Source organism: Mesorhizobium sp. WSM3864 (genome assembly GCF_002294955.1).
Lineage (GTDB): Bacteria > Pseudomonadota > Alphaproteobacteria > Rhizobiales > Rhizobiaceae > Mesorhizobium.
This window is the reverse complement of the sequence record NZ_NSGD01000037.1, coordinates 1-18568: the sequence shown is the minus strand read 5'-3', so window position 1 is coordinate 18568 and position 18568 is coordinate 1. Positions and strand designations below refer to the sequence as shown.

General features: G+C 60.7%; 14 protein-coding genes and 1 pseudogene. 7 read left to right on the top strand and 8 right to left on the bottom strand.

Features of this window, described 5'->3' with window-relative positions; translation table 11 throughout:
- The 3 genes and pseudogenes from CK215_RS32350 to CK215_RS29845 all read right to left on the bottom strand — a co-directional run.
- The coding region (locus CK215_RS32350; RefSeq protein ID WP_280953093.1) for a hypothetical protein at positions 1-404 on the bottom strand (404 nt) is incomplete at its 3' end.
- 636 nt (positions 405-1040) lie between these two features.
- Positions 1041-1538, bottom strand: a pseudogene (locus CK215_RS32170) (DUF4347 domain-containing protein); the annotation flags it as partial.
- Between the two features lie 92 nt (positions 1539-1630).
- Positions 1631-1948, bottom strand: a complete 318-nt coding sequence (locus CK215_RS29845) for a hypothetical protein (protein WP_170950441.1) — start codon at positions 1946-1948, stop codon at positions 1631-1633.
- A gap of 1134 nt (positions 1949-3082) precedes the next feature.
- Between CK215_RS29845 and CK215_RS29840 the strand changes: the two genes are divergently transcribed.
- Positions 3083-6835, top strand: a complete 3753-nt coding sequence (locus CK215_RS29840; RefSeq protein WP_141245588.1) for a glycosyltransferase — start codon at positions 3083-3085, stop codon at positions 6833-6835.
- A 90-nt stretch (positions 6836-6925) separates the two neighbouring features.
- Entirely contained in the window at positions 6926-8029 is a 1104-nt protein-coding gene (locus CK215_RS29835; RefSeq protein ID WP_095833061.1) for a glycosyltransferase, read from the top strand.
- A gap of 59 nt (positions 8030-8088) precedes the next feature.
- Here CK215_RS29835 and CK215_RS29830 read toward each other — a convergent pair whose 3' ends face one another.
- A complete protein-coding gene (locus tag CK215_RS29830) occupies positions 8089-8817 on the bottom strand; it encodes a glycosyltransferase family 25 protein (RefSeq protein WP_067001318.1) in 729 nt (242 codons plus the stop codon).
- 243 nt (positions 8818-9060) lie between these two features.
- Between CK215_RS29830 and CK215_RS29825 the strand changes: the two genes are divergently transcribed.
- A complete protein-coding gene (locus tag CK215_RS29825; RefSeq protein WP_095833060.1) occupies positions 9061-9921 on the top strand; it encodes a hypothetical protein in 861 nt (286 codons plus the stop codon).
- 1235 nt (positions 9922-11156) lie between these two features.
- Positions 11157-11333 carry a hypothetical protein gene (locus CK215_RS31555; RefSeq protein ID WP_170950440.1) on the top strand — a complete coding sequence of 59 codons (177 nt, stop codon included), beginning with the start codon at positions 11157-11159 and terminating at the stop codon, positions 11331-11333.
- 56 nt (positions 11334-11389) lie between these two features.
- On the opposite strand, the gene CK215_RS31140 is transcribed toward CK215_RS31555, so the two are convergent.
- Both CK215_RS31140 and CK215_RS31690 read right to left on the bottom strand, forming a co-directional pair.
- A complete protein-coding gene (locus CK215_RS31140; protein WP_095779119.1) occupies positions 11390-11638 on the bottom strand; it encodes a hypothetical protein in 249 nt (82 codons plus the stop codon).
- 414 nt (positions 11639-12052) lie between these two features.
- Positions 12053-12502, bottom strand: a complete 450-nt coding sequence (locus CK215_RS31690; protein WP_210201703.1) for a hypothetical protein — start codon at positions 12500-12502, stop codon at positions 12053-12055.
- A 464-nt stretch (positions 12503-12966) separates the two neighbouring features.
- Between CK215_RS31690 and CK215_RS29805 the strand changes: the two genes are divergently transcribed.
- A complete protein-coding gene (locus CK215_RS29805; protein ID WP_245418871.1) occupies positions 12967-13470 on the top strand; it encodes a transglutaminase-like cysteine peptidase in 504 nt (167 codons plus the stop codon).
- A gap of 212 nt (positions 13471-13682) precedes the next feature.
- Complete coding sequence (locus CK215_RS29800; RefSeq protein WP_095833055.1) at positions 13683-15305, top strand: GNAT family N-acetyltransferase; 1623 nt, start codon at positions 13683-13685, stop codon at positions 15303-15305.
- 137 nt (positions 15306-15442) lie between these two features.
- On the opposite strand, the gene CK215_RS29795 is transcribed toward CK215_RS29800, so the two are convergent.
- Positions 15443-15925: a hypothetical protein gene (locus CK215_RS29795; protein ID WP_067001392.1), complete on the bottom strand. Its 483-nt coding sequence runs from the start codon at positions 15923-15925 to the stop codon at positions 15443-15445.
- 7 nt (positions 15926-15932) lie between these two features.
- Positions 15933-16721: a response regulator transcription factor gene (locus CK215_RS29790; RefSeq protein WP_067001385.1), complete on the bottom strand. Its 789-nt coding sequence runs from the start codon at positions 16719-16721 to the stop codon at positions 15933-15935.
- A 602-nt stretch (positions 16722-17323) separates the two neighbouring features.
- On the opposite strand from CK215_RS29790, the gene CK215_RS29785 reads away from it, so the two are divergent.
- Positions 17324-18568: hypothetical protein (locus CK215_RS29785; RefSeq protein ID WP_095833054.1), on the top strand; the 1245-nt coding region annotated here is incomplete at its 3' end.

Genomic DNA, 18568 nt, shown 5'->3' with positions numbered 1-18568 from the left:
CCGGTCGCACCTGTTGCTCCGGTCGCACCGGTCGAGCCGGTTGCTCCGGTAGCGCCGGTGGCGCCGGTCGCACCTGTTGCTCCGGTCGCACCTGTCGAGCCCGTTGCTCCGGTATCACCCGTGGCGCCGGTCGCACCTGTGGCGCCGGTTGCTCCGGTCGCACCGGTAGAGCCGGTTGCTCCGGTATCTCCGGTGGCGCCGGTCGCGCCTGTCGCGCCGGTTGCTCCGGTCGAGCCTGTAGCGCCAGTGGCGCCGGTATCACCGGTGGCGCCAGTCGCGCCTGTGGCGCCGGTTGCACCTGTATCGCCGGTGGAGCCGGTAGCGCCTGTTGCTCCGGTCGCGCCAGTCGAGCCCGTGGCTCCAGTATCACCCGTAGCGCCAGTCGCACCTGTAGCACCGGTCACGCCAGTTGCTCCGGTGGCGCCCGTTCCACCCGTGGCGCCCGTCGCACCCGCGCCGGTTGCGCCCGTCGCGCCCGTTGCTCCGGTAGCGCCCGTCGCGCCTGTTGCACCCGCGCCGGTTGCGCCCGTGGCGCCCGTTGCTCCGGTAGCGCCCGTCGCGCCTGTTGCACCCGCGCCGGTTGCGCCGGTCGCACCCGTTGCTCCGGTAGCGCCCGTCGCGCCCGTTGCACCCGCGCCCGTTGCGCCGGTCGCACCCGTGGCGCCGGTCGCTCCCGCCGGGCCCGTCGGCCCTATTTGACTCGTAACGGCGAAACTACCACCATTGAATGTATCGCCATTGTCACCATTGTTACTGGCGTTGGGCACAAAATCGTAAGTATTACCGACGCCAGGCGTTAGCGTACCGTATAGGTTGAAGTTGCTATCGTAAACTTGATAAGTATGGGTCGTATCAGGTACTGTAATAGTTATTGCAAAGTTTGGTGCTATGCCATTGTTGGCTTGTGGAAGAACGAAGCTTCCAACAATTGTGTCTGGATTGGCAGTTGTATCAATAAGATAGAACGTATTGATGTTATTACTGCTGCCGTTGGCTACGGTGCCTGTGAGTGTCAGGTTGCCCGATACCAGGAGCCCAATGTAACTTGCTACGCCAGTTGGGGTCAGCGGCGGCAGGGGCGCCGACGCGCCCGCACGTGCGGGTAATTCCCACGCACCGCCCAGGACTGCCGCACCAACAAGCGAACTGGACGCGCAGACGTCCACGCCGACGGCCGATTCCAAAGCGTCGACGAAGGCATCGCCTGCCTTTCCTCGAGCCGTCTCGCAGCACCATAGCCGCAGTTCGCCGTCCGCAGCGAGCGCCCTGCCGATTGCGGCGAATTCCTCAGCCGCGCCCTTCAACGTCCCGACCGACCATTCTCCTGAAGCGAAAGCAACCCGACCCGGCGCGCCATGCGCGATGATGTGGACCGCACGCAGCTCTTCGTGCCCTCTCAGCGCCGCAGCCATCTGCGCCGCCGGCGCTTGACGGCCATCGAGCAGGATGGCCTGGACCCCCGGCCGCACGTTGCTCAGAACAGTCTCGAGATCGGAGATCGAAGGATCTACAAAGAGAATTTCAGAGGCACGGGCCATGACTGGCTCCTGTTCGCTTCCAATTCATTTCAAAAGGGAAACCGCCCACCGGCTTAGTCGGCGAGCGGCGCGGAAACGGCGCTTGGCCGCGGTCATCTTCCGGACGGCCCGGCGGCGCCGCTTGGGCGGCCAACGAGGGGGGCCTCCACGCGGAGGAAACCGGAGGCTTGGAAATTCCCGCCTTCGTCAAATATCCCGATCGCGAGAGAGCCGGCGGTGCTTGGAACCTTGACGGTTATTGCGACAGCGTGGCTTCGCTTGACGGCAGCGGGAAGAATGACCTGGCCGACGATCGCGTTCTTGGCGGCATCCAGAATGAAATAGGTTATATGCTCGGTCGCGTCGCCGATGGGCAAAACGCCCCTAACGGTCACATCCATTCCAGTAGACAAAGTTGCGTAGGTCATCATGCACTCCCCGATTAGCGGCGGCTGGTGCCGCGGCTTCTCCTGCTTGACACTTGATTTTCAATCACCGCAGTACCGCCCTCGATCCGACGGGCTTGGCCGCAAGCTCGCGCGCGAAGACGTGATGGGCTGCAGCCTTTGCTCCAGACGACTCCCGGTCCGATCGGCGGGCAGGACGTCGCAGACGGCGCCGTTTGCCGACGGCACTCGGTTTGAACAGCTCTGTTGAGATTTGGTTTGGATGCGGGGCACGGGAGCAATCCGCCGCACCTTGCAGCAACAAATTTCCCGCCGGCGCATAGATGGGCACGGCCATGACCGGCTGAGCGTGGTCCACGTCCATATCGGCCGCCTTTCAGCCGATCAGGCCGAAGCCCTGGCCGGCTCAGTTGCGGATAGGTTTGAAGTTTGTCGAAGCGGCGGGCTTCAAACTCCCTGGGAAACGCACGTGATATCACGTGATACACGATCCACTCCCGTCACAGCCGACGCCGATCTCTTGGCGAAAACTCGCGAGAGAGCTCCGGAATGGAAAAACCCGTTCGACCCGAACAAAAAAGACAAACGCTCACACGGCCGCGCGCTCACTAACGCACGTGCCTTAGTCGTCCGCGACTTTGGCCTTGCTACTCCGGAACCCTCTGGCTTGACTCCCCTACGACTTCCGCAGAATGCCAGCTACCCACGACCTGTGGGCCCCCCTCACAGCAGCAAATTAGTAAATTTGAAAATTAGCGATCTGTAAACTATGGAAGCGACTAAACCGGCCTACCTCTAAAGTATTAGGTCGGGAAATATTACAAACCGCAACTCTAGAAAATATTTTTGAAATCCATAACTTAACCCTCACCCGGGAACTTGCGTCAAACCCAGAAACGTGATCGGGATCGAGCTCCCGCTATCCCATTTCGGGGTGGCGATGGGGTCGACGCCAAGCACCGCTTCGTCGATCTTGACGTCGCTCGGCAAATGGCGGTGAAGTGGGCGGAGATCGTCTGAGGACCTTAGCCGCTCCGGTGGCGGGACAAGTAGACGATAGGAGCTTCGAGACGGCTCCGCGAATTCATCCGCGGCACGCAGAGAATGGCATTGCTTGAACGTCGCGCAACGTCAGAGCGAGAGATGGCAATTTCACGGATGACCACTGGCAAGCGACTTTGCCTGAACATGATCGTCAAGAACGAGATGGCGAACCTGCAGCGCTGTCTGGGGGCGGTTGTCGACCACATCGACTGCTGGGTCATCGGCGACACCGGGTCGACCGACGGGACCCAGGATTACATCAGGGCTTTCTTCGCCGATCGTGACCTGCCCGGCGAGTTGCATGAGTTCCCTTTCGAAAATTTCGAGCAGGCCCGCAACGCCGCGCTCGATCATGCGTATGCTTCGTCGCTCGTCTATGATTATCTGCTTTTTGACGACGCCGACATGGAGTTGGTCGTCGAAGACGCGGGCTTCCGAGCGCAGCTCGACTGTCCCGGCTATCGGCTGCTCCAGCGCTCCGGTTCCGCCCTCGCCTATTGGAACACCCGTATCGTCAGGCGCGATGCCGGCGCCCGCTACCGTGGCGTGACTCATGAATATCTCGACGTTCCCGGCGACGTGAAGGAACTGCAGGGCGTTTGGTACAAGGACCACGCCAGCGGATCGAACCGCGTCGACAAGTTCGAGCGCGACATCAAGCTCCTGCTGGAGGCGCTGGAGAAAGACCCGGAGAACCACCGATACTGGTTTTACCTGGCGCAGTCCTACCGCGACGCCGGACGCACGGCCGAGGCGGCGGTGGCCTACGCAAAACGCGCGGCGATGGGCGGCTGGGACGAGGAAGCATGGAACGCCCGGCTGCAGGAGGCGCGCTGCCTAAGAAAGCTCGGGGACGACGCAGGCTTCGTTCGCCAGGCGCTTGCTGCCTTCAATCAGCGCCCGCAACGTACCGAACCCCTCTACGACCTCGCGCGGTTCCATCGCGAGAAGGGGATGAATGACGCCAGCGTGCTGTTTTCGGAAGCCGGTCTGGCGATCACGAAACCCGAGCAAGACATCCTGTTTCTCGAGGATTTCATCTACACGACGGGCCTTCGCGAGGAATACGCAATCGCGGCAAACTACGCGAGCGATCCATTGCGCAAGGACCGCGGGTTCGCAGTGTGCAATTGGCTGGCGCTGAGCCGCAGCATCGCCGACGGTTCCCGCGATCTGGCGCGCTCCAACCTGTTCTTCTACATCCAGCCCGCCAAGACGATGATGCCATCGTTCACTGCTCAACCGGTCGGCTTCGTACCGCCCGACGGCTATCGGCTCTCAAACCCGTCCGTGGCTCGCTGGGACAACCAGATCGTAGTGCTGCAGGGGGCCATCACCTTGGCGGCGGCGGAAGAGAACCTCCGGGCTCGAGCGCCGGATCGAGCGGCGGTGCACACACGCAATTTCTTGCTGCGCATCGACAGCGAATTCGGGATCGCATCGGCCGACGAGATTTCACAGCCGACCGACTTGCCGCGACCTGCTTACGGCTGCGGCCTCGAGGCCATGCGTCCGTTTGCCTGGGAGGGGCAATTGTGGAGCAGCGCCTATATGCGCGCGCCGGCGGCAGAAGGCGAACCGGTCATCGCGCGCATCGACGATGGCGGGCCTGCACCATACCAGATGACTGACTGGCGTGTGCTCCGGCCGATCGGTGCGAAGATGAACGGCAACAATTGGCTCCCCCTAGTCAAGCCGGCTGGCATCGGCACCGACCGGGAGCGGCTGCAGTTCCTTTCTGTGGGTGATTCCATCCGCATTGTCGGCGATCAAGGGCAGACGATATCGGAAAAGCCGTCTTCCGTCGCTGCCGACCAGCTCAAGGGAGGCACCCAGGCGATTGCCTTCGAAGGCGGATGGCTGACACTCGCGCACGAGACGCGGGCAAGGCCGGACGGGGCTCAGCCATACTGCCAGCACCGCTTCGTCTGGTTGGACGAAACAGGCTGCTTGGCAAAGATCAGCCGGCCGTTCTTCTTCAACGAAAAGGGGGTTGAATTTGCCGCCGGCCTAGCCTGGCACCCAAAAGACGAGCGCCTGCTGATTTCGTACGGCGTCGCCGAGAGCGAAGCGTGGATCGCCGCCGTCGATGCCTCGGAGGTAAGCTCGCTGCTGGAGAGGACAGACTCTTTGTCTGCAAGCGAGGCATATTGGAGCTCACTTGCGACGACGTCGGCGGACGGTGCGACCATACAAATTGCGGCGGCTCAGCAGCGCAAAGAACCCGGCGACCTCCATCAACAAACCCGGCCTGGCGACGGACTCCCGAAGGAGGCGAGCAGGATTGTCCTCTCCGGCAATGCGAAAGGCACAGAGGAGGTCCTGCTCGAGCTGGCGCCGTTCCTTCGCTTGGCAGACTCGCCGCATGAGCGCCGCGATCAATCCTGGGCGTTCGATAGCCGGATAGCCCCCTTCCTGGACTGGGGAGATGCCGCGCTGCCTCAGATCCACTGCTTTTACGAGGTGCTTTCCGACACTGCGAAGCATCTGACCCTGATTGCCGCCACCACGTCGATGCGCGCGGCAGGCCATCCCGTGAGGGTCTGGAGCTACTCGCCGAACAAGCTTCAATTCCTCGTGCCATTCGGCGTCGAGGTACGCGCCGCGGATGACGTGATGCCGCGCAGCTTGTTCGAGCGAATGGTCGCCGGCTCCGAGATCCGCTATTTCAGCGACGCCTTTCGCTACGCCGTGCTTTACGAACATGGCGGGTTGTGGATGGATTGCGACGTGGTCATGCTGCGACCGTTTCCGTTCCGCGGCGATTACTTTTTCAATTTGCAATGGCGCGGCGGGCACCAAGGCCACTTCGTCTGCGGCAACGTCATCTATGCCGAAGCCTTCAGCCCCCATTTGAGAGCGCTCTACGAGATGTCAATCGAGCGGTTCTTCGGTGAGAGCGGCAAGGGATTTGGCGAAATCGGCCCGAAACTGCTCTCCGACTACATTGCTTCGGATCAAGGCGCCGAGCTGCGCGATTGGGTCTTCGGGCCGATGTTCTTTAACGCGATCGATTGGACCGAGATAGGCGAGTTCGAAAAGCCGCTCGCCGATTTGGCTGTCTATCTGAATGATGAGCGTGTCTTCGGAACACACCTGTGGACGGCACGAAATGAGGCTCGCTCGGGCGGGGAAGGAGCGCCGCTCATCTCCTTGCTGGTCGAGCCGCTGCGGAGCTTTCCCACACTCATCGATCTTGCTGATCGCTTCAACACCGACAAGAACCGCCATACCGGCAACCGGCATGCTTACGCACGCGTCTACGAGCGGCTGCTGTCGAGCCGGAGACTTTCCATGCGGAGGCTATTGGAGATCGGTCTCTGTCGCATCGCCGCGGAAGGCGACCAGTCCGAGACGCCCTCGGTCGCGCTCTGGCAATCCTATTTTCCTTACGCCGAGGTGATCGGTGTCGACCTGACGGATTTTTCTCAGTTCAACAATGAGAGGTTCAAGTCTTTCGTTTGCGATCAATCCAAGCTGGAGGATCTGCGCTCGGTCGCGGCGAAGCTGGAACCGGGCTCGCTTGACGTGATTATCGACGACGGCAGCCACGCCTCGTTCGACGAGCAACTGACGCTGCGCGAATTCTTCCCGCTGCTCGCAGAGGGTGGATGGTATTTCATCGAAGACCTCGACTGGCAGCCAACAAGCGAAAATGCCGGTGAAATCACACTCACCAAGCATCTCTTGCGAGAAATCCAACAGCACGGCACGGCCCGATCAATCGACCCGGTCGGTATCAGCGACCTTGCCGATCAGTTCGCCGAAATCCGGTTCTTCGACAGCCATTTCGAGCTTAGCCAGGCAAAATTGCTCGGAGGGCTAGTGGCGATCCGCAAGCGCGGAGGCGTCGGCCTTGTTCGATGAGCGTCACAGGGCGGTGCGGTCGGGTTCGGGCGAGTCCAGCCGTTCAGCGGGAGGTCGCTTAGCGACTGCGTCCAATCGCGGACCCCTTCCTTGAAGATCGCGGTCTACACCATCGCGTTGAACGAAGCCGCACATGTCGAGAGGTGGGCAAATTCGGCTGTCGGCGCCGACTATCGGATAGTCGCCGACACCGGCAGCACCGACGACACGGTATCGCGACTGATCAACGCCGGCGTTACCGTGCACCGGATCGCGGTCCGCCCATGGCGCTTCGATGACGCCCGAAATGCCGCCCTGGCGCTCATCCCCGCCGACGTCGACGTGTGCTGCACGATGGATATGGATCGTTTCCTCGAGCCCGGCTGGCGCCCCAAGCTGGAGGCGGCCTGGAGACCCGAAACGACAGCCCTCTATTGTCAGACGATCTATAGAGCGAGTGTCGACGACCCCAGACCGTTGCGGCAATGGGCCACCAAGAATTTTCACCATCGCTGGGGATATCGCTTCAAGCGCCCCGTCCATGAGGCCCTCGTCTTCACCGGAGAAAGGGAGGTGGTCACGACCAGCAACGACCTGGTCATGTTCGAGGTGCAGGACCTGGCCAAGCCAACCAGGAGCAGCTACCTGCCTCTGATGGAGGTTGCCCACAAGGAAGATCCCGACGACGCCCAGATGTGTTTCTGGCTCGGGCGGGACCTGATGTGGGCCAACCGGCCCGACCAGGCCGTCCAATTGCTCGAGCGCTACCTTGGCTTGCCGACAAGCACCTGGGGCGAGGAACGGTCAGAAGCGATGCGCTACATCGCACGCATGATGCCGGACCAGAGATTGGTGTGGTTGGACAAAGCGCGAATGGAAGCGCCGCATCGGCGCGAGATCTGGGCCGACCTTGCGGAGGAACTCCACGGCAGGGCCGACTGGTTGAATCTGTTCTGGGCGTGCAGCAACGGAATCGAAAACACCCGTCGCACCGGAAGCTATCTCGATGACCCGAACTGCTGGGGCTTTCGGCTGTTTGATCTGGGCGCCATCGCCTCATGGCACCTGAATGCGATGGACCGTGCTGTGGAATGGGGGCAGATGGCGCTCGAGCTTGACCCGGGCAATGAGCGTCTCAGGAACAACCTCGATTTCTTCATTCGGCGCCGGCACGAAGATCGAGCAGCGCCGCTCGGCGAAGTGGGTGTCCGGTGAAGGCTATCGGTTGCCTGATGGGACGGACTGGCCGACTGCGGTCAACGCCAGCCTCTCGCTCACGTATTGATCCGTACCGATTCCTCCGGCCGTTCGTCACTGATGACAAGCGGCGGCAAGCACACATAGGCTTTGAGCGAGGGCATCACGCCCGCCATGATGCAATCGATGCCTGCATTGTTCAGCCTTAGGCCGAAGCCTGCAAAATCCACGATCATCGGCCGTATCGGAAGGCACCACTCCAACAGCGCGCGCGCGCCACGTGGCGAGACGGAGTAACAAACCGTGCCGAGCAGATAGCGCGCTCGAAGCAGAGCAGGTTCGATTGCCGCCTCCTGGAAGTCAGCAATATGCGTCATGACTTCGCCCGGAAAGAACTCCAGCCTGGCACCGGTTCCGCCAGGAAGGGCATCTAGCCAAGCATAGCATCGCAGACTTGCACTCCACAGGATGAAATCCCAATCGGCCGGGATGTTCGCCAAGAGCGCGTTCGTATGTCGTTCGAACTCGCGAGAGAAGATCGCATCATCTTCGGCAACCGTTATCACCTTGTGCCGACCGACGGCCTCTCTCCAGAGCGTCACGTGCGAGATGGCGCAGCCCAGACTCCCAGGCGCATACTCCAAATCCGAACTGATAACCCCACGCTCTATCAGCTTGTCGCGGTCGATGGATTTTCCGTCAAATCCGGAGAACCTCCGGACTTCCGGCAGGTGCGAGTTCAACTTGCGAAATTTATCCAGCCGCCCGACACTTCGATCGAGATTGATTACATAAATCTCCGACATGACGCTTTTAGCCCCATTTTGGCGATGGTTCGTCCATTCAATCACTTTGCATCGAGCGAACCAGCTTGCGCCCCGGCCTCCACTTGAGAGAACTTCAAGTCTAGCCGGATCGGTGATAGCTGGCGAGACGGCCTGGACCAGGCATTCGAACTTTTGGAGGATTTGCGTCCGCCAACTGGAGAGGCTATGAGGCGCCGAGATTTGGCGGTTGGCATCATCGTTGCGGCAGCATCGGCTACCGCAATGGCAAAGTTTTCGGCCATCCTGGACCCGGGCTATGCAGCTATGCCATCCCCCCGGAATAAGACACCCGCGACGCTTCTGTCCGCCCCCCTCGAACTCGCGGGCAATTGGGGCCGCATGCTCCCGCAAGCGGCAGAACAGGTCGTTGAAAAGGCGCGGCGCGCCTGCCTGGACGGCGTCCGACTGCTGTCTGATCGCCAGCCGGCAAGGCTCCGCGTCGACCGCCATGGCACCGGACAGCCGGCGATCTGGCTGCATCCCGACGGCAGCAGTATGGCCTGGATCATTGTCGACATCGGCGAACGGGACTGGTCGAAGCTTGCCTACCAGTTCGGCCATGAACTCGGCCATGTGCTTGCCAACAGCTGGCAGGCCGATGCGAAGCCGGCACCGCCTTGCCAATGGCTGGAGGAAGCCATGGTGGAGGCCTTCTCGCTGCGAGGCCTGGGACGCCTAGCGAAAGACTGGAAACAGGACCCGCCTTTCGCAGGTGACAGCGGTTTCGGCGATGCCATTGCCGAATATCGCGCGGACATCATCAAACGCTATACCGCGCTCGCCGACAGCCAGGGACTTACCCGAGATGCTGCGAGGTGGTTCGCCGACCACCGAAACGAGATCGAAATTCCAGGTCTCAATCCGTTCGCGCAAGCAATGTGCCTGACCATTCTCGCAGAATACGAACAGGTTCCCGATTGCATTGAGGCGCTGGGCGCGCTCAACCGCTGGCCTGGCCGCAGCGGGGTTCCAATCGCCGAATATCTCCGCCGATGGAAAAAGAGCTGTACCGAATTGCACGCCTCGCCGCACCTGCCGGTCCGACTCCAGCAATTGTTGCATGTTACCCGGGAGCGACGCTAACCAAAGCTCGGCAATGTGGCGGTAATCTTGTGATCGGACACATACGGGGGCCTGCGCGGACGCTACGGGTCTCCAAAAAAGCAGGGACGAGAACGCCCAAGCCGGCAGTTGGTCAGCGGCCGTCCGTATGTCGTGGCTGATGTGGAAGGGATTGTTGCTTGGCAGCGTCCGGATCGGTCTCCTTCGCCTTCGGCTCGGAGTGTCGCCGACCATATACAAGCCTGAACACAATCGCGAGATAGCCGACCTGCAACAGAAGCGCGGCTAGGAGGCTCCAGGCAATGCTCATCCAGACGGACCCCGTGGCCTCATAGGCCCAGGTTCCGACTAGGCTCGACGTGATCAGCATTCCGACCAGAAACTGAGGAAAGTACATCTCCCCAATCCTGCTTCCAGGCACTCGAGGCGAAAATTTCACTATTTTAGCAATCGAGCAAGTATCGCCATCTGTACCAATTTCGACGCAGCACCGAGTTTCTCATTCAAGCAGCACGGTAACGGAAGACGCTGGAACGTCAGGTCGAAAGCTTGGAGGATGACGTGTTCGTAGGTGTATTCCGAGTTGGAAGGCGAGCGATGTCCGGCGGGGTGGCGATATCAAACAAGGTCGCCAGCGCGTACACACCCGCAGGGGAGTGAGCAACTGACGAAGATGTGGGGACTTGTGCGTGGGCCTTTCTGCACCGATTCCTGCCGCAGTACGCCGTTCGTTTCGCTTTTCCATTTTCTCCGCCGAAACGAAGACGTAAGTCTTACCCGCGAACTCGCCATTAGACTAGAAGGACGCAAAAAGGCGGACCAGGGAATACCGGGTCCGCCTTGTCTGCCGACGGGCTCCGGGGAAGAAGTCTGGGTTCGACAAACTATCCGAGGCAATCTCAGTTGGCGTTGATGCTGAGGCTCGGCAAACAGAACAGTGCGCTTTTTTCGCCGCTCGCTCAATTAGCTCAATGGGCTTTAGCTCGATCAGATTACCATGTCGCCTCCCCAAAGTGCAGTGGCTTGGGCGAAGGACATGCATCAAAAGAAGGACTTGATGCATGTCGCGCAAATTTGTGCAGCGGTTTTCGAAAAAGACATGCACAAAACAAAGACTTAAAAGCGTATTTCTCGATCCATTTCGCCGCGATGCGCTCTAGCCGGCAGCAGCCTATGTTGTTTTTTTCACAGTCAGCGACACGTTTTTGTTACATTAAGATGCAACCTTAATCTCTGGGTGGCTAAGGTAATCGGAGATGACATACAAGTCGGTTCAGGAAACCCTCCGCGCAGCTGGAATCGTCATAAGCAAGAAAGGCGATGTCCACCGCATAAACTTCTTCGGCGGCCTGGAGGACACCGCGCACTATACCACGAGCCTCAAGGAGGCGCTGGAACGGGGCCTTGCGATGGCCAGACCGCAGCGCTCGTAGCTAGCGCCGTTGATTGGCAGCTGTGTTCCGCTGCGGCGAGCGCCTTGATCGCCTGGTCAATTCAGGCGAGATGCGCAGCGAACCGACTCTACGAGGCTAAGAAGTTCATCCCAGTAGGGCGAAAGGTCGAGGCCGAGACCAGCGCCGTAGGACAGCAGAGAGAACTGTTGCGCCAGTTCATCCTGCAGACGCCGGGCTTCATCTGGATCAGAGATGGAAGTGGTAGCCATGGCGGCCAGATCACGGCACCTGGCATCGGTTTCAAAACCGAGACCGCCAACAATCACGCCGAGTTCGACCATCATCGATATGAGTCGCACAAGCCCCCTCCGGCGATCTGCGCAACACAAGTGGCTGAAACCAATCACGATTGATCAGAAATGGGAAGCCCATTTCGGGGAATCCCACAATCTTCGTAAATCACCTCCCGTGGAAACGACGTTTTTCCTGAGGAGTACTGTACCAGAAAGTCGTGATCGCAATAGAAGGCGGCCGGGCAAGGTAGGCCTGCGACGTCACGGATCGCTTCGCTTTGCCGGAAGGCGCTTTTCAGCGCTGTCGCGCTGGAGGCCGCTGGAAGTTCCTCCAGGCACGGACAGAATGGACCGAGGCTCGATGTCGCCGCGTCCCGGGCAGATCGACGGGCGAATGGGCTGAAGTGGATGGGCGCCCGGGCGGACGCCCATCCAACCTCGTCATGACATGAACGCGGGCCGAACTTAGCCGCCACCACCGGAGCCGCCCGATCCGCCACTGCCGCCGGAACCACCCGAGCCGCCGGAACCGCCCGAGCCCCCGCTACCGCCGGAACCGCCCGAGCCGCCGCTGCCGCCGGAGCCGCCCGAGCCGCCGCTGCCGCCGGAACCACCCGAGCCGCCGCCAGAGCCACTGCCACCGCCGGACCCGCCTGATCCACCGCCGCCGCCGGATCCGCCACTGCCGCCGGAGCCGCCACTGCCGCCGGAGCCACCCGAGCCTCCGCCGCCGCCGGAGCCACCGCTCCCGCCGCCATCGCCACCACCATCACCGCCACCATCACCGCCGCCATCACCGCCGCCGGAACCACCATTGCCGCCGCCGGAACCCCCATTGCCGCCGCCGGAACCGCCGCCCTCGCCGTCGCTGGCAAGGACGGAAGCGATGAGAGCCGTTGTGATTGGCGGGCACATTGCGATTTGTGCGCGCGTGAGGATGCTTGCGCGGTTGCTGGCAATGCAGCAAAGCGCGTAGTTGGATTCCGTCAGCGGCTGGCATTGGGCGGCCGTCAAACGCGGTCGAACATTGCTCTGTGCCGATGCCGGAAGCGTCGAATTCACCGCCATAAGGGCGGATGAGACAAGCAGAATTGCGCGAGCGCTGCTCGCGCACCTTGGGTACAGGTGCATTTCTTCCTCCTAAGAAGGGAAAAAAGGCGCTCCCGTCCCCAAACTGGGCGCTATGTCAAAGTTTCCGACCATCGGAAACAATTTGTTAAGCATACATTGTTTTAGAATCTGTGCAAACGCTAATAGCGAGTCTTGATTTACCAAACCGGCGAAGATGATCTCGGTCTATCGATCCGAGGGGATGGAACGTGATTCGTTTGGCAGCGCTCGTTGCCGCAGTCATGGCTATCGCTGGCTGCAGCGAAACCATGCAGACTTCCGGCACTGCGTCCATGATGGTCACCAAGGGTTACGCTTTCGCCCCGCCGGCCGCCCGCGGCTTCTGCGCCAGGCAGCCAAGGCTCTGCAGCCCAGGCGGACACGTCAAGCAGGTGAAGCTCACCGAAAGGCGCATGGCCGAGTTGAAGGCGGTCAACAGTTCCGTCAATGCCAGGATCATCGAACGTGACGACCGTTCCACCGGCCTCGGCGACGATTGGCGGGTACCGACCAACGCCGGCGATTGCGAGGATATCGCGATCCTGAAGAAGAGCGAGTTCATGAAGCGCGGCTGGCCGGCTTCAGCCCTGCTGCTGACGGTCGTTACATCGGGCGGCGCGGGCCACACCGTGCTTACCGTTCGCACCGACAAGGGCGACCTGATCCTCGACAACCGAACCGACGCCGTCAGGAACTGGGCGCAGACTTCCTATCGCTATTTTGCGCGGCAATCCCAGTCCGAAAACGGCAAGTGGCTGCGGATCGCTTCCTGATCGATTGTCCCCGTCGGCGCAGTGCCGCGCCTTGACCGCCGGCGCAATTTCGCGCCGCGCAGAGATCCATCAATCCTTTGATCGGCTTGCACGGCCAATTCCGCCGTGGAACCATCATCGGGGGCATTCCTTGGCTTTGTCCAAGGATTGGGGAATAGCCGATACAAGGACCATCGACTATTGCCGACGCTCCACGAGCAAAGGGCAACGCCATGCGTGTGGATGTCATCGACAGTTTCGATGCTCTCGTTGAGCTGAGGGACAACTGGGATGCCGTCTACGCTGCTGACCCGGAGGCTCACTACTTCATGTCGTGGCCATGGATGGCGGGCTGGTTCAAGCGGCTTCGCTACCAATGGCTCGTCCTGGCCGCCAAGGAAGACAATTCAGCCGGCTATGTCGGTTTCTTCCCGCTTCAGCTCCGAACGGAACGAGCCAGGGACGGTGCGTTCCAAAACGAATTGCGGACGGGCGGCGGCTACTTCGCCGGATATGCCGGCTTCCTTTGCAAACCGGAGGTTCAGGATGCCGTTGTCCGGGCCTTCGCCGAGCATACGAAGCGGTTGAACTGGGCCAAGCTGCATCTTGAGAACATATTTGCATCGCCGCCGCGGCTGAATACGTTCCTCGAGCAATTTTCCGCGCCGGAATTCGTGACCGGCAAGGTGAGGCGTCCCGACGACGGCGATGGCATCGACCACGACATCTATGTCTATGTGAACCTGCCGGGCGACTGGGAGGACTTTCTCAATGACCGGCTTGGCGCGGCGACCCGCAAGACCGCGCGGCGCACGCTAAGGGCAATCGACGACGCATCCGAGTATCGCGTCACCAACGTGACCGCCGCAACGCTGGAGCGCGATCTGCAGACGCTACTCCGGTTCTGGGAAAGTCAGTGGGGCGCGAAACTGGCGGCGCGATATCACCCAGGCCTGCCGCAGGCGATGATCAACAACTTCCGTAACATGCTGCGCTGTGCCTTCGAGGACGACGCCCTCTATCTCCCGGTCCTGTGGCGGGACGACAACCCGATCGGCGTGCAGGCCACCTTGATCGACCGGAAGAACCGGGCACTAATCGGGATGCTCAACGGGCGCGATCTCGCGGTCAAGAAGCCCGCGCCCGGCTTCGCGCTTCATCTCTACAGCATACGCTGGGCCATTCAGAACGGCTTTGCCGTCTATGATCTGCAGACCGGGGATTTCTCTTACAAATATGATTTCGGCGGGCTCGAGCGCCGGGTCGAATGCCTTCTCGTCAGCACGGCCAGCCGCCGCAATCTGCGCGACCGCCTGGAGAGCCGGAGCCTGCCGGTCGTGCTCGCGCGCGCCAAAGCGCTTCATCAGGCTGGCGATCTTGAGGCGGCTCTGCGTGGTTGCCGGCAGATCCTGGCTGCCGATCCGGCCCATGCCGAGGCGCTATCGCTGCTTCGACAACTGGATGCCGCGCGACAGTCCCTTCTGCCGCAAAAGCTCAGCGTTGCCGCCCGTTTGCACCAGGCCGGAAACCTGGCCGAGGCGGAAAAGATCTACCGCGAGATCCTGGACGTCGAACCCAGGCGCTTTGACGTGCGCTACCTTCTCGGCGTGATTTGCCTGCAGCAGCACCGTTATGGCGACGCGGAGCGGCAGGTCGGCCAGGCGATCGAGATCAATCCGAACATCGCTGCCGCGCACTACAATCGCGGCCTGGCGCTGATGAAGCTCGACCGAATAAAGGACGCGCTCACAAGCCTTGACGAATGCATCGCGCTGGAGCCGGGCCACAGCCGGGCCCTGGCGCTTCGCACCGAGGCGCTGAAAGCCATCGGGCGGATCCCTGCCTCGGTTGCTTGAAGCGCGTCGCGCTGAAACGGATTCCGGCGACCTGCTTCAAGTCTTTGTTTTGATGCATGTGATCGTCGTAGAACTGCGCACATTTCCGGGCGACATGCATTAGCAGGGAGCAACCAATCCGGACGAGATCCCGCGGCCTATCTCGGGAACGAATTGTCGATAACGATCGACCAGATATCCTTGTTTATTTCTCTGATGTCCTCGATGGAACCGTGGATTCTTCTCATCTCCTCGTCATCGAGCGCTTCGATCTTTCCGTATTTGACCTCGTCCTTGCCGTCCACGATACGCATCAGCTGCGTGCTTCCGTGGGTTCCGGCCTCGTCGAACGAATAGATGCAGTGGCTGTATTTGTTTCGCAGCTTCGCCTGGCGCGTGAGCTTGCCGGTGACTGTCAGCACCGCCCGACGGCAGGCGGCCGGCGTCTTCGGGATTTTCGCCAGCCGCTCTACCAGCTCGATGCGCGCGCGGGTCGTGTTCAGCGTCAGGAAAATGATGATCGCCGTTTCCTTGTCGACCTTCGCAAGACCGGCAATCAGATAGATCAGCAGACTCTCGGTGTTGGTCCATGTGTAATTCAGTTGGCCAACGAGGAGCAGTATCTCCTGAAACCGAGGCATCATCGGCTCACGGCGAAGATTGGACGGACTGTGGCGAACCGGATCGTTCCAAGCCGCCGTGAAAGCTATCCTTGCGCGCATGAAACACCGCGGCCGCCTCGGTCCGGTTGTGAGCCCCAAGCTTGGTTATGATGTTGTGCAGATGGATCTTGACCGTGTGCTCCGACAGGCGAAGGGTCGCGGCTATGATCTTGTTCTGCAATCCGCGAGCGACCATTTCCAGGATCTGGAACTCACGGTCGGTCAGTTCGCCCATCTCCTCGAAACCGGACCGGTCCGGCCTTGGTTGTTCGGCAGGCGTCGAATGATCCGACGCCTTTTGCGAGAGGCTGCGTGCGTATGACTGGAACATCGCCAAGGGGAAATATTCGCCGCCGCGAAGCATAAGCCGGATGACCGAAAGCCAGACATCAAGCTTCAAATCCATGGGCAGGACGCTGCGCACGATCTTGAGATCGAGAACGTCGTGCATTGAGACGGAAGCTCGGCTGTCGTGCTGCACCAGGACGATCGGCGCTGCCGGATGATGCCGCATCAGTTCGGCGGCATAGCCGTCGATCTTATGCAGGAGCTCGGTGTCGATAAGGACCAGGCAGACGGGATGCTCGAACGGCGCGCAGGCCGCTTCGATGCCTGTAGCCTGCTCGACGACTATCGAGGGAAATTCCCTCTCGATGGCGTATACTAGACATTCTGGAAAGCTGTCAGTAGAGGAAACAGTCAGGATAATTCTACGCGCCGCCCAACTCTCTCCGGCACCGCTACCTACGGTGCTGTGCACGTTAACTCTGGACATGGTTGCCACCCCACCCTAGACGAATACTGTCGGTTTAGTTCTTTCCCTTCTTCAAATTTTCGGGGGCCGCCACCCCGTAAACAGCTAGCCTTAACGACTTATACACCAAATTAGACCGGACTGATATAGTTCGGATGAGCTATAGCTAATTTTCTCGTCGTCGCTGCCGACTGGAGACGTTCGACAGAGTCGCCGCCACCTGATCTGGGCAGGAATCTCGGCATTTGCGCGGCCGGAGCACGTCCGGGCAGCGGTCCGGCCGAACGGGCTAGCCCGAACTGTCAGCTTACAATCACCGCCCTCTGGTTCCAGACTTTCCCGGGTTCCATGTGGGATTGGGGCATATCCAGGACTCTTCCGTTTGAACGACCGGATCCTTGGTGATCCGGCGCTCCCCCGGGTTTTGCCTTGGGACGGCCGCCTCTCCCGAAGTCAAAGGGAGGTACTCAAGCAAGTCATGACGAAATTCGGATTGCGGACCTCAGTCCCCTCGGTCCGGCAGTCCATTCACCGCATTAAACGCAACGTCCGCGTACAGCCCATAGCCGCGTAAGAGAAGAATGCGGTTCGGCAGTCGCGGCCTTCAAACAGAGGACACGACCATGTCTCTCGACCTCGACAAGAACAACATCAACGCATTCGGTTTGCAGATCGTCGACAGCGAATTCGATATCGGTGACGGCGGTGGCGAAAACGAAAACAAGAACTACAATACCAACGACGCCAAGAACGAGAACGAAAACGAGAACAAGGCCTCGAACGAGAACGAAAACAAGAGCGACAACGACAACTCGAACGAGAACAAGTCCTCGAACGAGAACGAAAACGAGAACAAGGCCTCGAACGAGAACAAGAACGAAAACTCGAACGAGTCCAAGAACGAAAACTCGAACGAGAACAAGAACGTCAACGAGACCAAGGTCGACGTCGACGTCGACGTTGGCGTCAAGCTCGAAGGTGAGCTCGGCAATTCCGACGATGATTTCGCCGATATCTATGCCAACGACGACATGAAGATCGACACCATGATCAACAATAAGGACGGCAACGTCACTTATGATCCTGGCGACGACGTCACCTTCAAGGACATCCTGAACAATTCGATGACCGGCGCCGGCACCAACACCGCGTCGATCATCAACCAGACCCTGAACATGTATGACAACGACAAGCTCGACAACGCGACCGTCAAGAACGACGCCGATTTCAAGCTTGATCTGAACGCCAAGGGCGGCCACTCCGAAGCCGGTGACGGCATCTCGGCAGGTGGTGGGACCGCGGACGGCGGCAGTGACGCCAAGGCCAATGGCGGCGAAGGCGGCAATGGCGGGGACGCCAAGTCCGACGACGTCGAAGCCGGCGACGGCAAGGGCGGCCTGGCTCTCAGCGCGGCTATCGGCGGCGACTCCAAGAGCGACAACAAGGCCGACGCGGGCGACGCCAAGGCCGGCGACGGCGATAGCGGCGACGCCAAGGGCGGCGAAGTCGACACAGGCGACGCCAAGGGCGGCTACGGCGACGGCGGCAACGCCAACGGTGGCGATGGCCTCGGCCTCGGTTTCGGCCTCGGACTGGGCCTCGGTATCGGCGCTGCGGAAGCCGGCGATGCCAAGTCTGACGACGGCGGCGACGCCAAGTCGGATGCTGGCGACGCCAAGGCGGATGCTGGCGATGCCAAGGCCGATGGCGGCAATGGCGGCAATGGCGGTGATGGCGGCGACGTGACCGGCGGCGATGCCAAGTCGGACGGCGGCGATGGCCTCGATGTCGACGGAAAGCTGTCGCTGCTGAACTACGGTGAAGGCGGCGACGCCAAGAGCCTCGCCGGCGACGCCACCGGTGGTGGT